This window comes from Massilia sp. NBRC 108631 (assembly GCF_059704565.1).
The window spans coordinates 41,509-55,629 of the sequence record NZ_BAAKJE010000209.1 but is presented as its reverse complement, the minus strand read 5'-3'; the positions used below and the strand labels follow the sequence as shown (position 1 = coordinate 55,629).

Annotated in this window: 16 protein-coding genes; 7 read left to right on the top strand and 9 right to left on the bottom strand. The window is 64.9% G+C overall.

What is annotated here, in order from left to right:
• Nucleotides 1–17: 17 nt before the first annotated feature.
• Nucleotides 18–1,394 (top strand): YihY family inner membrane protein, encoded by a 1,377-nt coding sequence (locus tag AC6H42_RS22790; RefSeq protein WP_057157128.1) that lies wholly within the window; start codon nt 18–20, stop codon nt 1,392–1,394.
• An 18-nt stretch (nt 1,395–1,412) separates the two neighbouring features.
• Here AC6H42_RS22790 and AC6H42_RS22785 read toward each other — a convergent pair whose 3' ends face one another.
• From AC6H42_RS22785 to AC6H42_RS22775, 3 genes are read right to left on the bottom strand one after another with little or no spacing between them, the layout of a single operon-like run.
• Entirely contained in the window at nt 1,413–1,733 is a 321-nt protein-coding gene (locus AC6H42_RS22785; protein WP_497549012.1) for a DUF2288 domain-containing protein, read from the bottom strand.
• 8 nt (nt 1,734–1,741) lie between these two features.
• A complete protein-coding gene (locus tag AC6H42_RS22780) occupies nt 1,742–2,431 on the bottom strand; it encodes an RES family NAD+ phosphorylase (protein WP_057157130.1) in 690 nt (229 codons plus the stop codon).
• Nucleotides 2,431–2,868 (bottom strand): MbcA/ParS/Xre antitoxin family protein, encoded by a 438-nt coding sequence (locus tag AC6H42_RS22775; RefSeq protein ID WP_056390938.1) that lies wholly within the window; start codon nt 2,866–2,868, stop codon nt 2,431–2,433. The genes AC6H42_RS22780 and AC6H42_RS22775 overlap by 1 nt, the downstream gene beginning before the upstream one ends.
• Nucleotides 2,869–3,065: 197 nt before the next feature.
• Between AC6H42_RS22775 and AC6H42_RS22770 the strand changes: the two genes are divergently transcribed.
• From AC6H42_RS22770 to AC6H42_RS22760, 3 genes are all read left to right on the top strand, one after another.
• The gene (locus tag AC6H42_RS22770; RefSeq protein ID WP_057157131.1) at nt 3,066–3,719 is read left to right on the top strand and encodes a hydrolase; all 654 of its coding nucleotides are present in this window, start codon (nt 3,066–3,068) and stop codon (nt 3,717–3,719) included.
• A gap of 44 nt (nt 3,720–3,763) precedes the next feature.
• A complete protein-coding gene (locus AC6H42_RS22765) occupies nt 3,764–4,213 on the top strand; it encodes a YybH family protein (protein WP_497549011.1) in 450 nt (149 codons plus the stop codon).
• A 170-nt stretch (nt 4,214–4,383) separates the two neighbouring features.
• Nucleotides 4,384–4,752 (top strand): hypothetical protein, encoded by a 369-nt coding sequence (locus tag AC6H42_RS22760; RefSeq protein WP_157201070.1) that lies wholly within the window; start codon nt 4,384–4,386, stop codon nt 4,750–4,752.
• 6 nt (nt 4,753–4,758) lie between these two features.
• Here the strand turns inward: AC6H42_RS22760 and AC6H42_RS22755 are convergent, their stop codons facing one another.
• Nucleotides 4,759–5,523: a MipA/OmpV family protein gene (locus tag AC6H42_RS22755; protein WP_497549010.1), complete on the bottom strand. Its 765-nt coding sequence runs from the start codon at nt 5,521–5,523 to the stop codon at nt 4,759–4,761.
• Between the two features lie 155 nt (nt 5,524–5,678).
• Between AC6H42_RS22755 and AC6H42_RS22750 the strand changes: the two genes are divergently transcribed.
• On the top strand, nt 5,679–6,362 hold the full coding sequence (locus AC6H42_RS22750; protein ID WP_057157135.1) for a response regulator: 684 nt from the start codon (nt 5,679–5,681) through the stop codon (nt 6,360–6,362).
• Nucleotides 6,359–7,780 (top strand): sensor histidine kinase, encoded by a 1,422-nt coding sequence (locus tag AC6H42_RS22745; RefSeq protein WP_497549009.1) that lies wholly within the window; start codon nt 6,359–6,361, stop codon nt 7,778–7,780. The genes AC6H42_RS22750 and AC6H42_RS22745 overlap by 4 nt, the downstream gene beginning before the upstream one ends.
• A 21-nt stretch (nt 7,781–7,801) precedes the next feature.
• On the opposite strand, the gene AC6H42_RS22740 is transcribed toward AC6H42_RS22745, so the two are convergent.
• The 4 genes from AC6H42_RS22740 to map all read right to left on the bottom strand — a co-directional run bounded on the left by AC6H42_RS22740 (nt 7,802) and on the right by map (nt 12,972).
• Entirely contained in the window at nt 7,802–8,473 is a 672-nt protein-coding gene (locus tag AC6H42_RS22740; protein WP_057157136.1) for a flagellar brake protein, read from the bottom strand.
• Between the two features lie 210 nt (nt 8,474–8,683).
• Complete coding sequence (locus AC6H42_RS22735) at nt 8,684–9,433, bottom strand: pseudouridine synthase (RefSeq protein WP_200954047.1); 750 nt, start codon at nt 9,431–9,433, stop codon at nt 8,684–8,686.
• A gap of 100 nt (nt 9,434–9,533) precedes the next feature.
• Nucleotides 9,534–12,116, bottom strand: a complete 2,583-nt coding sequence (locus AC6H42_RS22730) for a [protein-PII] uridylyltransferase (protein WP_057157138.1) — start codon at nt 12,114–12,116, stop codon at nt 9,534–9,536.
• Between the two features lie 7 nt (nt 12,117–12,123).
• Nucleotides 12,124–12,972, bottom strand: a complete 849-nt coding sequence (map, locus tag AC6H42_RS22725) for a type I methionyl aminopeptidase (RefSeq protein WP_497549008.1) — start codon at nt 12,970–12,972, stop codon at nt 12,124–12,126.
• A gap of 253 nt (nt 12,973–13,225) precedes the next feature.
• On the opposite strand from map, the gene AC6H42_RS22720 reads away from it, so the two are divergent.
• Nucleotides 13,226–13,480, top strand: a complete 255-nt coding sequence (locus tag AC6H42_RS22720; protein WP_497549007.1) for a type II toxin-antitoxin system prevent-host-death family antitoxin — start codon at nt 13,226–13,228, stop codon at nt 13,478–13,480.
• Nucleotides 13,481–13,678: 198 nt separating this feature from the next.
• Here AC6H42_RS22720 and AC6H42_RS22715 read toward each other — a convergent pair whose 3' ends face one another.
• A complete protein-coding gene (locus tag AC6H42_RS22715) occupies nt 13,679–14,098 on the bottom strand; it encodes a DUF4019 domain-containing protein (RefSeq protein WP_497549006.1) in 420 nt (139 codons plus the stop codon).
• Nucleotides 14,099–14,121: the final 23 nt, after the last annotated feature.

Sequence of the window (14,121 nt, the reverse complement as noted above, 5' to 3'; positions counted from 1 at the left end):
TTTCGATCCGGGGTTCAATGTTTTCCAAGTATATCTATCCGTTTTTGCAGTACATATTCCGCACCTGTAACGTCGGCGTGGCCGTGCTGCGGGCCTTGTCGTGGCACGAGATCCGCGACATGTTCCTGTTCGCGCGCCGCCGCCTGAAGGAAGAGAGCCTGCCGCAGGTGGCCGGCAGCCTCACCTTCACCACGGTGTTCGCGCTGGTGCCGCTGCTGACCATCGCGCTGGCCATCTTCACCACCTTCCCCATGTTCGCCGCCTTGCGCAAGGCGCTGGAAGTGTATTTCGCGCAGAGCGTGATGCCCAAGCAGATCGCCACGCCCATCCTGAACAACCTCACCATGTTCGCGGCCAAGGCGACGCGCCTGTCGGCGGTGGGCGCGGTGGCGCTGGTGCTGACGTCGGTGGCCATGATGGGCATGATCGAACGGGTGTTCAACCGCATCTGGCGCGTGAAGGCCGAGCGCAGCTGGGCCCGCCGCATCCTGGTGTACTGGGCCATCCTGACGCTGGGGCCGGTGCTGGTGGGGGTGTCGCTCAGCCTGTCGACCCACGTCTACACCACCACCAGCGACCTGGTGGGCAATGTGCCGGTGCTGGGCGCGCTGCTCTACACCACGCTGTCCATCGCCGCCACCACGGCCGGCTTTACGCTGATGTACGTGGTGGTGCCGAACCGCCAGGTGGACTGGCGCGATGCGCTGTGGGGCGGCCTGCTGGCGGCGCTGTTCTTCGAGCTGGCCAAGCGCGGTTTCGCGGTCTTCATCACGCAGTTCCCGACCTATTCGCGGATCTATGGCGCGCTGGCGGCGCTGCCGCTGTTCCTGCTGTGGATCTACCTGTCCTGGCTGATCACGCTGGTGGGCGCGCTGTTTACCGCGGCGCTGCCGGTGGTGAAGTACGAACGCTGGTGGCACGAGGCGGTGCCGGGCGGAGAGTTCGTGGACGCGATGGCGATCCTGAAGGTGCTGCACGTGGCCGGCCATTGCGGCGACACGGCGCTGGTCAACTCGGCGGCGATCCGGCAGGCGACCCGCATGGGCTACGACGAGATGGACGCGCTGCTGGAACGCATGCAGACGCAGGGCTGGGTGGGCAAGGTGAAGGCCGAGGCGCCGCCGCGGGTGCAGTGGGGCAAGCGGGTCAGCGAGGGCGCGGACAACTGGGTGCTGCTGGCCAATGCCGAGAAGCTCACGCTGGCCGATGTGTACCGCGTCTTCGTGTTCGGCGGCGTGGCCGTCAACAGCGGCATGCCGGATGATGAGGAGGACGACCGCGACCGCCAGGCCGCGCGCGAAGCGGCCAGCCTGGCGCGCCAGGTCGAGGATTCGGTCGAGAAGGGATTGGGCCGCACGCTGGCCGAACATTTCGGCCCGCTGGACTGCCGCTAGGGCAGTCCGCCTTCGTGGTCAGTGGGTCTTGCGCTTTTCCTGCTGCACCAGGATGAAGGGGCTGACCACGCTGGCCCACAGGCTGGCGTTGCTGTCGTTCCAGCGCTGTGCCTGTTCGTCCGATACCTTGGCGATCTGGCCGGCGGCCATCCATTGCGTGATGCTGGCCTTGTCGTCATGCGAGATGCGCACGGCCACGTCGACCAGGTCCAGCTCGTCGGCGATCCACACCACGGTGCCGGAGGCGAAGTGCTTGGCCAGCTCGCTCCATGGCAGGCGCGCCGTTTCCCGGTTGATCTTGGCGTGCAGTTCGATGTCTTGTTCAGGTTTGGTTTGCATAGTGAAGCTCATAGTAGGGAGATGCGCGGTTCCGGCGCTCCCTCCCATGTTAACCGATAGGCCGCGCCTTTGCGAACATTGCCCACCAGCGCGGGCCGGAAGCAGGCCAGGTTGACGCCGCCGGCGCGCCGCACGCTGGGGAAGATCACGCCGGTCGAGCCTTCCTCCAGCAGCCGCTCGGCCAGCCGCTGCGACTGCACGTAGCTGGCCGGGTCCAGGCAGTCTGCGTGCTCTTCGGTGCGGCGCAGGTCGTGGAACTGGGCGGTGAAGTCGGCCAGCATGCACTGGTAGCTCACGCTGTCGTGGAAGTAGTCGATCTCGGCGTATTCTACCGTCTTGTGGAAGGCGATCTCGGCCAGCGCAGTGTCGATGTCGAAGGCGCAGTACCAGGCGCCGCGCTCGCCGTCGTTGAAGCGGCTCCCTTCCGGACGTGCGTAGGTAAAGGCGGCGTTGATGATGCGGTAGTTCGGCACCCGGAACACCAGTTCGTCGATGCCGATGCCGGGCGCGCCGCCGTGTTCGGCGATCAGGCGCGCGTTGGTGGCGTTGTCCAGGTCGAACAGGTCGTGCAGTTCGTCTTCGCTGCCGGCCAGCGGGGCCAGCACGGAATCTTCCACGTCGGCAAAGCGGGACTGGATCAGGCGGCAGGTGTCGAATTGCCGCAGCAGGGTCAGGGGAGGGAGGGTCGCTGCCGCCATCAGAGCCCGCCGCGCCGCGCGTCGACCAGCTTGCGCACCGTTTGCATGGCCAGCAGGCCGCCGCCCAGCATATAGGCCAGCGGCGTGCGGCCGCCGAAGATGATGTTCTTGTTGGGCAGCGTAACCCAGCGGTCCGCCAGCTGGTCGCCGTACAGGATGTGCAGCGACTTGTAGATGCCCACCAGGTAGGAAATGCGCGTGATGCGGTCCACTTCCAGCACCCGGTCCGGGTTCTTCTTCCAGTCGTAGTAGCTGCTGCTGGACAGGCCGCCCAGCAATTCGCGGGCGTCGCTCTCGCGCACGGACCAGGCTTCCACCAGGCGGAAAAACGCGGTCAACGCCGATTTCGACAGGCGTTCGCGCTCTTCGCGGGCATTCAGGTCGACCGGGATCACCGGTTCAAAGCGGCTTCTTGGGTAGGCGTAGGCGGCTTGCATAAATCCTCCGTTTCTGGATTATTTATACTCCGCTTTCGGATGAAAGGCAAGTTCGAAAAATTCGATAATAGACAGGCAATTTTTCCGTTTTTCTTTTCGATGCGGCAGGTTCATACTTCATTTCATCGGCGCTGCAAACAAACAGTAACACTGCAGGCCTTCGAAAAAATCGATGTATACACCACAGGAGAACTACCATGCCATTCGCAAAAGCCCAACCAGGTAAAGAACTGCTGAACGCCAACGACCACACGCTGATCATGATCGATCACCAGTCCCAGATGTCGTTCGCCACCAAGTCCATCGACATTACCGTGCTGCGCAATAATGCCGCGCTGGTGGCCAAGGCGGCGCGCGAGTTCAAGGTGCCCACCATCCTGACCACGGTGGCGGCGACAAGCTTCTCGGGCCCGATCTTCGACGAGATCCAGTCGGTATTCCCCGAGCAGCAGCCGATCGACCGCACCAGCATGAACACCTGGGAAGACCAGCGCATTGCCGACCGTGTCAACGAAATCGGCCGCGGCCGCATCGTGCTGGCCGGCTTGTGGACCTCGGTATGCATCGTTGGCCCGGCACTGTCCGCGCTGGACCAGGGCTTTGAAGTGTACGTGATTGCCGATGCCTCCGGCGACGTCACCGACGAAGCGCACGAGCGCGCCATGCAGCGCATGATACAGGCCGGCGCCAAGCCCATCACCTCGCTGCAATATCTGCTGGAACTGCAGCGCGACTGGGCGCGCAGCGAGACCTACGATGAAACGGTGGCCACTTCCATCGCCCACGGCGGCGGCTATGGCCTGGGACTGATCTACGCCAAATCGATGTTCAACGCTTCCGAAGGCCATTAAACCGGCGTAGTATCGAAGGCTCGCCGACTCCCTGAGGATTATCGATGAGCCTTCCCAACTATGCCTTCGTCGCCGCGCTCGCACTGGTTTGCTCCACTGCGGGCGCGGCGCCGTCGAATGCCGAGCTGACCCAGCAAGTGGCCGACACGGAGCGCGCCTTCGCGGCCACCATGAAGGCGCGCGACCTGGCCGCCTTCACCAGCTTCCTGTCCGACGAAGCGGTGTTCTACTCCGGCCCCACGCCCTTGCGCGGCAAGGAGCAGGTGACTGCTTTCTGGAGGAAGTTTTACGACGGCAAGGAAGCGCCGTTCTCGTGGGAGCCGGACCGGGTCGATGTGACCGATTCCGGCACCCTGGCCCACTCGTCCGGCCCGGTGTACGATCCGAAGGGCAAGCTCATCGCCCGCTTCAACTCGGTCTGGCGCCAGGAAGCGCCGGGCAAGTGGCGCATTGTGTTCGATAAGGGACAGGATATCTGCGACTGCAAGAAATAGAGGGGCATCGCGGATGTGCGGGATGGCGGATCGCCGCACGGAGCATCCGGCGGCTGCCATATCGGGCCGCGCTGTAGGACTGCGGCCCGTCGCGGGCCGGTCCGTGCGCCGACGCACAGAGGCCGACCGGATGGAAGGTAATCATGGAGGCATTCAATCAGGAGGCCACCATGAACCCATCCATTTCAAGCAAGTGCCGCGCTTTGCTGAGCAGCGCGCTATTCATGGCAAGCATCGCTCCTGCCTGCGCGGCGGGCCAGCAGGACCAGCAGACGCCGCCGGCCCTGGCCGATACGGTCCCGCTGGCCGCACCCGCGCCTGCTGCCGCAGTACGGCCGGCGGCGCCCGCCATCACGCGCATTGTACTGGCTGCCGAAGAGTTACCTGTTCCGGGCCGGGCGCAGCCCGCATATGCGCTCCAGCCGCGCGCGGCGCCCGTACGCCAGCTGGAACGTGACGCGATAACGCTGCGCGCCGCGCGCGCCGCCTTGCTGCAGAACGACGCAAGCCATCGGCAGCAATTGGCGGCGCTGCGCTAAGCAGGCTCAGAACGTGTAGCTGGCGTACACCGCTGCCGTTGGCGCGGTGGTGCGGCGCGCCAGCGGGCTGTTGGCCGCGTCGCGCAGCAGGCTGCTGGCGCCCAGCATGCCGGTCACGCCCCAGTGGCCGTCCAGCTTGTGCTGCCAGCTCATGGTCACGTCCGCCTGGTAGAGGCCGGCCTTGGGCTGGTATACCTTGTAGCCGGATTTGAGCGCCTGCTTGGCCGTCACGCCGTAGTAGGCTTGCGCATGCTTCTTGTCGGCCACTTCGAAACCCAGGCTCAGCGTGACGGTATTGGCATCGTCCTTGAACAGTTTGCCGCTCAGGCCGGCGCCATAGGTGCTGCCCGTTTCGCGCGCGCTCAGCGCCTGCGCCGTATGCACGTTAACGTCCAGTCCGTCGAAAATGGCATAGCCCAGGCTCAGGTTGGCCGTTGCGCTGCCTTTCACGTCGCCCATGCCGCGCAGGTACTTGCTGGCCTTGCCGCCGAAGGGCAGCTTGCCGTCTTCCTTGCGCGGTGCGCGGTAGCCCAGCGCGGCGCTATAGCTGAACGGGCCGGCGGCGCCGCCGTAGCCCAGGCCGCGCAGCGTGCTGGCGTAGAAACCGTTGGCCATCGAGTAGTCCAGCGCCACCACCGGCACCACCATGTTTTCGTCCGAGCCGGAATAGCGCGGCGCCAGGGCCACGCCGGCCCCGATGGTGGTAACGGCTTCGTCGGCAGCGGTGGCGGCGCCGGCGATCAGGATGAACAGGGCGGGGATCAGTTTCATATTGCAGCTCTTCATAAGTTCTCCAATTTTTGGGAATGAGTTGGGAAGGCCTGCAGTGTGATGACTTGGCATGAAGCAAACCTGAGCCGTTCATGAAGATTCCATGAAGACAAGGCTTTAGCTGATCTTCAGCTAGCCGTGCTCTAATATGGGACATGAAAATACTGCTGATTGAAGATGACCTGGACCTGGGCAACGGCGTGCGCATCGCACTGGCCGACCAGGGCATGGACGTGGTGTGGACGCGCCGCCTGGACGACGCGGCGCGCCAACTGGAGAGTGGCGGCTGCGACCTGGTGCTGCTGGACCTGGGACTGCCGGACGGCGACGGCATCACCTTGCTGACCCGCTTGCGGCGCGAACGGCGCGACCTGCCGGTGCTGATACTGAGCGCCCGCGACGCGCTCGGCGACCGCCTGCGCGGCCTGGACTCCGGCGCCGACGACTACCTGGTCAAGCCTTTCGAACTGGCCGAGCTGTTGTCCAGGGTGCGCGCGCTGGCGCGGCGCAGCTATGGTTTCGACGGCGAAACGCTGGAGCTGCGCGGCCTGGAGCTGCACGCCCCCACGCGCCGCGTTAGCGCCGGCGGCAAACCGGTTGACCTGACCGCCAGCGAGTACGAGTTGCTGAAGATGCTGATGATGCGCGCCGACCGCGTGGTCACGCGCCGCATGCTGGAAGAGCAGGCCTTGCCCGGCTCGCAGGCCAACGCCAGCAATTCGCTGGACGTCCACATGGCCAACCTGCGCCGCAAGATAGGCGAGGGCTATGTGCGCACGGTGCGCGGCGTCGGCTACGTGATCGACGGCAAGGCGCCGGCCGGCATGGGGCCCGCTTGAGCGGCCTGCTGCGCGGCCTGTGGCGCCGCATATCCCAGCCCAGCCTGGTGCGCCGGCTGCTGCTGGCGCAGTTGCTGCTGCTGACGCTGTTGTGGACCATGTTTACCGGCTATATCACCTATGAAACGGGCAACGACCAGGCGGCCCTGCACGAGGAAAACCTGTACAAGACCGCGCTGGCCGTGGCCGACAACCTGGCCGGCCAGCCCGAGCGCCGGCATCAGACGCTGGCGCTGCTGGATGCCGCCGCCACCGCCGGCTACGGCATGGGCGACCCGATCCTCGCCGTCAGCATGCTGGTGAGCCAGGACGGCCGCGAGATATTCCGTTCTCCCAAGGCGCCCGAAGGGGCGCGGCATGTGGACGTGCCGGGCAAGGTGGTGGTGATGGGCACGGGCGAGCGCCGCTGGCGCGCGCGCACCATGCGCGCTCCCGATACCGGCAGCCTGGTAACGGTGATGACGCCAGCCGGCGGCTGGTTCGTGTTCGTTACGCTCAATTCGCGCGGCTTCTATCTGCTGCCGCTGGTGCTGAGCCTGCCGTTGCTGGTGCTGCCCGCCTGGCTGTCGATTCGCCTGGCACTGCGGCCATGGAGCAACGTGGCGCGCGAAGTGGCCACGCGCGGTCCGCACAACCTGGCCGTGCTGGGCTACAGCGACCGCCACCAGGAACTGTCGGACATGGTGGACAGCATCAACACGCTGATGCAGAGCGTGGCGGAGAGCCAGTCGCGCGAACGCAGCTTCATTGCGGACGCGGCGCATGAGCTGCGCACGCCGCTGGCTGCCATGCGGGTGAACGTGGAAGCCTTGCTGGGCCAGGCCGGCGAGGGCCGCGACCGTACCTTGCTGAGCGGTATCGTCAGCAGCGTGAAGCGCGCCACCAGGCTGGTGAGCCAGCTGCTGACCTTGATGCGCAGCGACGCCACCGCCGGCGATGAAACCGAGCGCGTGGCGCTGGACGAGCTGCTGCAGGACAGGCTGGCCGTGCTGTCCGGCCTGGCTGCCGCGCGCGGCGTGGAGCTGGAACTGGCGGCCGAGCCGGACGTGGCGGTGCAAGGCCAGCGCGAGAGCCTCATTTCGCTGGTGGACAACCTGGTGGAGAACGCCATCAAATACGGGCCGGAAGGCGGCGTGGTGCGGGTGGCGCTGCGCCGGGCGGGCGTGCCCCGTGGCGTAGGCGGGCCGGCGCCGCTGGCGCTGCTGGCCGTGGAGGACCAGGGGCCGGGCATCGCGCCGGCGCTCCGGCAGCGGGTGTTCGACCGCTTCTTCCGCGACCCTGCGCAGTCGCAGGGCGGTAGCGGCCTCGGATTGGCGATCGCGCAGGCGGCCGCCGCCCGGCATGGCGGGCAGGTCGCGTTGCTGGATGGCGAAGAGGGCGGCTTGCTGGTGGAGGTGACGCTGCCGCTGGCGAAATGAGCGGGCGCGGGCTGGCGCAGCTTAGCGCTTGTGGCGCGAATTCATCTTGTCGATCAGCTTGGCCAGGTCGTCCTTCATGGCCTCGGACATGTTCAAGAACTGGCAGCCGATCTGCACCTGCTCGCCGAGCAGGAAGGAGCGGTAGGTGCGCGACAGGCGGATTTCCAGGTCGGCGATGATTACCGCGTCCGGTCCCAGTTCCAGCCGCACGCGCTGCAGCTTGCGGCCCACGTGCAGGCCCTGCGAGTCGCGCGGGGCGCAGCGCATGCCGACGCCGCCCTGCGAAAAGTCGTACAGCTGCAATTCATACGGTTTGCCGTTCAGCACGAACGACGCCGTGAAGTACACCCCCAGCGGCGTCTCCAGCCGCGCCGTGGCGCGCCGGTTCAGCACCTGGCAGCGTTCCGGGAATTCCAGCGGGATCAGGTGCGGCTGTTCCGGCAGCGCGTTCCAGGCCGGATCGCTCAGCGTGAACTGCAGCTTGGCGCTGCGCAGCCAGGCCACGAAGGTGGCTTCGCCCGGGGGCAGCTTTTCCCCCTCGTTCAGTTCCAGCACGAAGCGCGGCTGATCGTCCGACACCGACTGGATGCGCGCCATGACCACGTTGGTGCTGCTCGCAGGATAGACGGAAACGGCGTCGCCGTTCTCCGCCAGGATCGCCAGCGAATCGCCGATATCATCCACATCCGTCATCTCGTGCGGTTTGGAACCCGCCGCTATGGGTTCGACGGCATCTTGCAGCCGGGGCGGACCTTTGCGGAATTCGTTAGGGATAGGATCGTTCACAGCTGCGTGTCTCTTTGATAATGGGCGGTTTCCGGCCGGTCCGGGTAGTTTACAAGCATATCAGGACTTTGGCTTGCCAAACAGCAAGGAAAAGAGGATGGCTTCCAATATCTGTGGTTAAAACTGCTCGCCCGCCTTCAGATAGCGCCACTGGCCTTCCGGCAAGTTGCCCAGCTTGACCTTGCCGATGCGCACGCGCTTCAGGCCGACCACCCGCAGCCCCACCATCTCGCACATGCGGCGGATCTGACGCTTTTTACCTTCGCGCAAGGTGAAGCTGAGCTGGTCGTCGTTCTGCCAGCGCACCTTGGCCGGCAGCAGCGGCTTGCCGTCCATCCACAGGCCGTGGTTCAGTTTTTTCAGGTCCGAGTCCGGCAGCTTGCCTTCCTTGGTGTACTGTACCCGCACCAGGTATTCCTTGTCGACGTTTGTGGTCTCGCCGATCAGGGTCTTGGCGACGCGGCCGTCCTGCGTCAGCACCAGCAGACCGACCGAGTCGATGTCCAGGCGGCCGGCGGGCACCAGGCTGCGCAGCTGGGTGGGGTGGAACTGCTCGGGCGCGTCGCACTCGGCCCAGCGGTTTTCCGGCTTGATGAGGGCGATGGCGGGCGTGTAGCCGTCTTCGGCCTGGCCGCTGACGAAGCCGACCGGCTTGTTGATCAGGATGGTGACGCGCTTGGACTGCTCGGCGGCCGCCTGGCGCTCGACGGTGACGCGCTGGCTCGGGTAGATCTTGGTGCCCAGTTCGGACACCACCTGGCCGTCCACGCGCACCCAGCCGCGCGCGATCCATTCATCGGCTTCGCGGCGGGAGCACAGGCCCAGTTCGGACATGCGTTTGGACAGGCGTAAGAGTTCTTCAGACATTTTCTTCGTTCGTTATTGGCGGGTGAGGGCTACGGCCAACCCGCCCTACGTGTTCCACATTGCCGTAGGGCGGGTTAGCGCAGCGTAACCCGCCGTGGGGTTAAACCTTTAATGCTTCCAGCAGGTCGGTTTCCAGCTGGAGCTGGTTGCGTGCGTTGTTGAGCGCGGCGCCGTCGACGAGGAACACGTCCTCGACCCGCTCGCCCAGGGTCATCACCTTGGCCGTGTGCAGGTTGATGCGGTATTTGGTCAGCACGTTGGCGATCGAGTACAGCAAGCCGGTGCGGTCGTTGGCCGCCACCGACAGCAGATAGTACTGGCCCCGTTCGTCCGGCCGCAAATCGACGGTCGGCTGGATCGGGAAGGTGCGCGACAGGCGCGACAGGCGGCCCTTGGTCGGCGAGGGCAGTTCGGCCTGCGACTGCAGCAGTTCGCACAGTTCGTGCTCGATCAGGCTGATGATGTCGCGGTAGCTCTTGGCGAAGTTCTGCTCCGTCACCAGGAAGGTGTCGAGCGCGTAGCCGTGGCGCGTGGTGTGGATCTTGGCGTCCAGGATGCTGAAGTTCTTGCGGTCGAAATAGCTGCAGATGCGCGCGAACAGGTCCGGCTGGTCCTGCACGTAGACCGCCACCTGCAGGCCCTCGCCGATCGGCGCCAGCCGGCACTTCACCACCGGCTTGGTGCTGTCCAGGCGGTCGTACAGCGCGCGGGTTTGCCAGGCGATGTCGGAGGCGTCGTGGCGCAGGAAATAGGCCATGTCGAGCTGCTTCCACAGCGGCTCGTGCGCGTCCGGCGGCAGGCCGTACAGGCGCAGCGTGGCCAGCGCTTCCTGCTGGCGGTTCTTCAGTTCGCGGTCGGCCGAATGGGGCTCGCCGCCCAGCACGCGCAAGGTGATGCGGTACAGGTCCTCCAGCAGCTTGGCCTTCCACGCGTTCCACACCTTCGGGCTGGTGCCGCGGATGTCGGACACCGTCAGCAGGTACAGCGCGGTCAGGTGGCGCTCGTCTTTGACCAGCTTGGCGAAGGCCTCGATCACGTCCGGGTCCGACAGGTCCTGCTTCTGCGCCACTTGCGACATGGTCAGGTGCTGCTCGACCAGGAAGGTCACCAGTTCGGTGTCGGTCTGGTTCATGCCGTGGTCCTGGCAGAACTGCGCCGCGTCGGCCACCCCCAGCTTGGAGTGGTCGCCGCCCCGGCCCTTGGCGATGTCGTGGAACAGCGCCGCCACGTACAGCAGCCAGTGGTTGGGGAAGTTGGCCATCAGCTGGCTGCAGAACGGGTACTCGTGCGCGTGCTCGGTCATCGTGAAGCGGCGCATATTGCGCACCACCATCAGGATGTGCTGGTCCACCGTGTAGACGTGGAACAGGTCGTGCTGCATCTGGCCGACGATCTTGCGGAAGTTGGGCAGGTAGCGGCCCAGCAGCGACAGTTCGTTCATGCGGCGCAGCGCGTGCAGCATGCCCACCGGCGCCTGCAGGATGCGCAGGAAGTAGGCGCGGTTCACTGGATCGTGGCGGAAGGCCGCGTCGATCTTGAAGCGTTCGTGCCACAGCGCGCGCGTGGTGCGGGCCGTCATGCCTTTCAGGGCGGGGCGCTCGGTCATCAGCACGAACACTTCCAGCATGGCCGACGGGGTTTGCACGAAAGTATCGTCGGCCGCGATGTCGATGAAGCCGTTTACTTCGTTGAAGCGGGCGTTGATCGGCGTCTGTTCGCAAGGCTGCGGGAACAGCTGCGCTTCGATGTTTTGCAGCAGGATGGTGTTCAGCTGGGTCACCGTCTTGGCCGCCCAGTAGTAGCGCTGCATCAGGAATTCGCTGGCGCGGCGCATGTGGGCGCCGCTGCCTTGCGCGGTCAGGCCCAGGGTTTCTGCGATGGCGGTCTGCACGTCGAACACCAGGCGGTCTTCGCGGCGGCCGGCGTGCAGGTGCAGGCGCACGCGGATGTCCTTGAAGGCGCGTTCCTTTTCCATCAGCTGCTTCGCTTCGGTCTGCGTAATCAGGCCGCCGGTGGCCAGCGTGCGCCAGGACGTGGCCAGGCCGGCCGCCTTGACCATCCACAGGATCACCTGCAGGTCGCGCAGCCCGCCGGGGCTTTCCTTGCAGTTGGGCTCCAGGCTGAAGGGCGTGTCTTCATATTTCGCGTGGCGCTGCTTCATTTCCAGCATTTTCGCGTGGAAGAAGGCTTGCGGGTCCATGGCTGCGTTGTAGCGGGTTTGCATCTCGTCGAACAGCGCCTGGTTGCCGCACACCAGGCGCGCTTCCAGCAGGCTGGTCTGCACCGTGATGTCGGCCTGCGACTCGCTCATGCACTCGTCCACCGTGCGGATGCTGGAGCCGATTTCCAGGCCCAGGTCCCACAGCAGCTGCACCAGCTCTTCCAGGCGGGCGCGGGTGTCCGCATCCGGCGCCTGGTGCAGCAGGATCAGCAGGTCGACGTCGGAATAAGGGAACAGCTCGCCGCGCCCGAAGCCGCCCACCGCCACCAGCGCGGTTTCGGGCGGCAGCGCCGCTTCCTGCCACGCGGTGCACAGCACGCCGTCCACCACCTGGCGCAGGTTGCGCAGCAGTTTTTCGGGCATGCCGTCCTCGCGGAAACCGGCGATGACGGTCTGGCGGCCGGCTTTGAGCTGGCTTTTCAGCTGCTCGCGCAGCTCCTTCTTCATGGCGGCAGCTGGCATGCGCAGGTCAGGCGGCGGCAGGGGCTGCGGCCGGCGCTGCTGCGGATGCTGCCTGGACGGCGATGATGGCGGGCGGCGGCGGGGTGCCGGCCGACATGGTCAGCACTTCGTAGCCGGTTTCGGTCACCAGCACGGTGTGTTCCCACTGCGCCGACAGGCTGCGGTCCTTGGTCTTGATGGTCCAGCCGTCGTTCATCTCGCGGATTTCGCGGCGGCCGGCGTTGATCATCGGCTCGATGGTGAAGATCATGCCGGCTTTCAGTTCGTCCAGGGTGCCGGGGCGGCCGTAGTGCAGCACTTGCGGTTCCTCGTGGAAGACCTTGCCGATGCCGTGGCCGCAGAATTCGCGCACCACGCTGTAGCCGGCTTTTTCAGCGTGCTGCTGGATCACGTGGCCGATATCGCCCAGGTGCGCGCCCGGCTTGACCTTGGAAATGCCCAGCCACATGCATTCGTAGGTGATGTCGGACAGGCGCTTGGCCAGGATGGATGGTTCGCCGATAAAGAACATGCGGCTGTTGTCGCCATGGTAGCCATCCTTGATGACGGTGATGTCCAGGTTCACCACGTCGCCGTTTTTCAGCACCTTGTCGCCCGGGATGCCGTGGCAGATCACGTCGTTGACGGAGGTGCAGATGGCTTTAGGGTAGGGCGTGTAGCCGGGCGGGCAATAGTTCAGCGGGGCCGGGACGGTGCCCTGCACGTTGACCATGTATTCGTGGCACAGGCGGTCGAGTTCGCCGGTGGTGACGCCCGGTTTGACGAAAGGAGTGATGTAATCCAGCACTTCGGAGCCGAGGCGGCCTGCAACGCGCATGCCTTCGATGTCTTCGGCGGTATGGATGGTAATAGCCATGGGGTAGGTAATCTGTGTGAAATGTATAGGTGAAATTATAAACGACCCACCACCTTCTCGCGGGATTCATGTCGTTGTTGTTTTGGCAATCTTGGCTGGGGAGGGGGTTTAGGCGGCTGGTGCAATGGATGTTTGCGGCTGTAACCTTCCCCCGCTGCCGGCGCGCAGCAGTCTTGCCGCAGGTCTATCCACGGTGGCCACGCGCTTGAAGTACGGGAGAGGGTGTACTAACTTCAAGTGTGTGGAGGAAAAAATGGGCCCGACAAAATTGACGAGCAAGGAATTCGATCCCGATGCTGGCCAAGCCAGGAAGCCCGCCAGCGAAGAGCCTGTATTCATCTGCAAGCATGGCAAACCGGCGTATGTGCTGATGAGTATTGCGGAATTTCAACGCATTACCTCGGGCGGGCGGACAATTGCAGACCTGTTGTATATGCCGGAAGCGGCGGAGTTGGATATCGAATTCCCAGCCGCGCAAGACTTGGCTCGGCCCGCTGAATTTTCCTAAATGTTCATTCTGGACACGAACGTCATGTCGGAACTGCGCAAAGCGGGCAAAGGCACTGCTGATGCCAACATGCTTGCCTGGGCAACCGGCATCCCGGTGGTCAACCTGTATTTGTCCGCAATCACGATCCACGAACTGGAATTAGGCATATTGCTTGCCGAGCGGCGCGACATAAAGTGCTCGGCGCCGGCGCGCCCGCTACCGGAGGAAGTAGCCGGAGACTTTCCAGTTGCCGTCCTTGGCGCGTGCTGGCGTGACGGTTTCGACCGCATCCGGCTTGTTCGCAAAGGTGCTGGCGTAGACGATGACAACGTATTCGCCCTCCGGCGCTCCTGGCGGGTTCTTGGCGAACGTGGCCGATTTCACTGTCCTGCTTTTCAGCGGCCCAAGGGGCGCCCTGAGGGCTTGCAGCGCCTGTGTCCAATCCGACTGCGACACCGCCTTCTGGAACGGCTCCGCCGCTTCGATCCAGGTCGAGGCGGCCCGGTTGCTGTCCGCCAGAGCAAGCCAGCTGCCTGCGGCGGCTTTAGCCTGCTCGACATCTTGCGCGCTTTGTGCCTGCGCCGTCAGGCTGAGGGTCATGCTTGCGCATGCGAGGAATTGTAAGATGCGTTTCATTGAAGTCCTTGTAAGCCAATAGG

What these genes read in the sequence shown, in the direction of transcription:
- AC6H42_RS22790 (WP_057157128.1), top strand. Translation starts at nt 18, where the DNA reads ATGTTTTCCAAGTATATCTATCCGTTTTTGCAGTACATATTCCGCACC.
- AC6H42_RS22785 (WP_497549012.1), bottom strand. Translation starts at nt 1,733, where the DNA reads ATGCAAACCAAACCTGAACAAGACATCGAACTGCACGCCAAGATCAAC.
- AC6H42_RS22780 (WP_057157130.1), bottom strand. Translation starts at nt 2,431, where the DNA reads ATGGCGGCAGCGACCCTCCCTCCCCTGACCCTGCTGCGGCAATTCGAC.
- AC6H42_RS22775 (WP_056390938.1), bottom strand. Translation starts at nt 2,868, where the DNA reads ATGCAAGCCGCCTACGCCTACCCAAGAAGCCGCTTTGAACCGGTGATC.
- AC6H42_RS22770 (WP_057157131.1), top strand. Translation starts at nt 3,066, where the DNA reads ATGCCATTCGCAAAAGCCCAACCAGGTAAAGAACTGCTGAACGCCAAC.
- AC6H42_RS22765 (WP_497549011.1), top strand. Translation starts at nt 3,764, where the DNA reads ATGAGCCTTCCCAACTATGCCTTCGTCGCCGCGCTCGCACTGGTTTGC.
- AC6H42_RS22760 (WP_157201070.1), top strand. Translation starts at nt 4,384, where the DNA reads ATGAACCCATCCATTTCAAGCAAGTGCCGCGCTTTGCTGAGCAGCGCG.
- AC6H42_RS22755 (WP_497549010.1), bottom strand. Translation starts at nt 5,523, where the DNA reads ATGAAACTGATCCCCGCCCTGTTCATCCTGATCGCCGGCGCCGCCACC.
- AC6H42_RS22750 (WP_057157135.1), top strand. Translation starts at nt 5,679, where the DNA reads ATGAAAATACTGCTGATTGAAGATGACCTGGACCTGGGCAACGGCGTG.
- AC6H42_RS22740 (WP_057157136.1), bottom strand. Translation starts at nt 8,473, where the DNA reads ATGACGGATGTGGATGATATCGGCGATTCGCTGGCGATCCTGGCGGAG.
- AC6H42_RS22735 (WP_200954047.1), bottom strand. Translation starts at nt 9,433, where the DNA reads ATGTCTGAAGAACTCTTACGCCTGTCCAAACGCATGTCCGAACTGGGC.
- AC6H42_RS22730 (WP_057157138.1), bottom strand. Translation starts at nt 12,116, where the DNA reads ATGCCAGCTGCCGCCATGAAGAAGGAGCTGCGCGAGCAGCTGAAAAGC.
- map (WP_497549008.1), bottom strand. Translation starts at nt 12,972, where the DNA reads ATGGCTATTACCATCCATACCGCCGAAGACATCGAAGGCATGCGCGTT.
- AC6H42_RS22720 (WP_497549007.1), top strand. Translation starts at nt 13,226, where the DNA reads ATGGGCCCGACAAAATTGACGAGCAAGGAATTCGATCCCGATGCTGGC.
- AC6H42_RS22715 (WP_497549006.1), bottom strand. Translation starts at nt 14,098, where the DNA reads ATGAAACGCATCTTACAATTCCTCGCATGCGCAAGCATGACCCTCAGC.